Origin of the sequence: Eikenella sp. HMSC071B05, assembly GCF_001811325.1 — a bacterium.
Classification (GTDB): domain Bacteria; phylum Pseudomonadota; class Gammaproteobacteria; order Burkholderiales; family Neisseriaceae; genus Eikenella; species Eikenella corrodens.
In genome coordinates this window covers 1-1,186 of sequence record NZ_KV804524.1, presented here as the reverse complement: position 1 = coordinate 1,186, position 1,186 = coordinate 1, and the positions used below count along the sequence as shown (strand labels likewise).

Here is a 1,186-nt window from a genome sequence, read left to right as displayed (position 1 = left end):
CATGGCTAAGGAAAAATTTGAACGTAGCAAACCGCACGTAAACGTTGGCACCATTGGTCACGTTGACCATGGTAAGACCACTTTGACAGCAGCATTGACCACTATTTTGGCTGAGAAATTCGGCGGTCAAGCTAAAGCTTACGACCAGATTGACAATGCCCCGGAAGAAAAAGCCCGCGGTATTACCATCAACACCGCCCACGTAGAATACGAAACCGAGAATCGCCACTACGCTCACGTAGACTGCCCCGGTCACGCCGACTACGTAAAAAACATGATTACCGGTGCTGCCCAGATGGACGGCGCTATTCTAGTGGTATCCGCTGCTGACGGTCCTATGCCGCAGACTCGCGAACACATCCTGCTGGCTCGTCAGGTAGGCGTACCCTACATCCTCGTATTCATGAACAAATGCGACATGGTAGACGATGCCGAACTGCTTGAGTTGGTTGAGATGGAAATCCGCGACCTGCTCTCTAGCTACGACTTCCCCGGCGACGACTGCCCGATCGTACAAGGTTCTGCCCTCAAAGCCCTCGAAGGCGATGCCGGCTACAAAGAAAAAATCTTCGAACTGGCTGCCGCTTTGGATAGCTACATCCCCACTCCGCAGCGTGCCGTAGACAAACCCTTCCTGCTGCCGATCGAAGACGTATTCTCCATCTCTGGTCGCGGTACCGTGGTAACCGGTCGTGTAGAGCGCGGCATCATCAAAGTAGGCGAAGAGATCGAAATCGTTGGTCTGAAACCCACTCAGAAAACTACCTGTACCGGTGTGGAAATGTTCCGCAAACTGCTGGACGAAGGTCAGGCCGGTGACAACGTTGGCGTACTGCTGCGTGGTACCAAACGTGAAGAGGTTGAACGTGGTCAAGTGTTGGCCAAACCCGGTACCATCACTCCGCACACCAAATTTAAAGCCGAAGTATACGTATTGAGCAAAGAAGAAGGTGGTCGTCACACTCCGTTCTTCGCCAACTACCGCCCGCAATTCTACTTCCGTACCACCGACGTAACTGGTGCTGTAGAGCTGGAGTCTGGTGTGGAAATGGTTATGCCAGGTGAGAACGTAACCATCACCGTAGAACTGATTGCTCCGATCGCTATGGAAGAAGGCTTGCGCTTTGCGATTCGCGAAGGTGGCCGTACGGTAGGTGCCGGTGTGGTGGCTTCCGTGATCGCTTAA

Annotated in this window: 1 protein-coding gene; it reads left to right on the top strand. The window is 53.1% G+C overall.

The window, feature by feature from the left end:
- Position 1: 1 nt before the first annotated feature.
- Positions 2 to 1,186 carry an elongation factor Tu gene (gene tuf, locus HMPREF2796_RS00615; protein ID WP_070630221.1) on the top strand — a complete coding sequence of 395 codons (1,185 nt, stop codon included), beginning with the start codon at positions 2 to 4 and terminating at the stop codon, positions 1,184 to 1,186.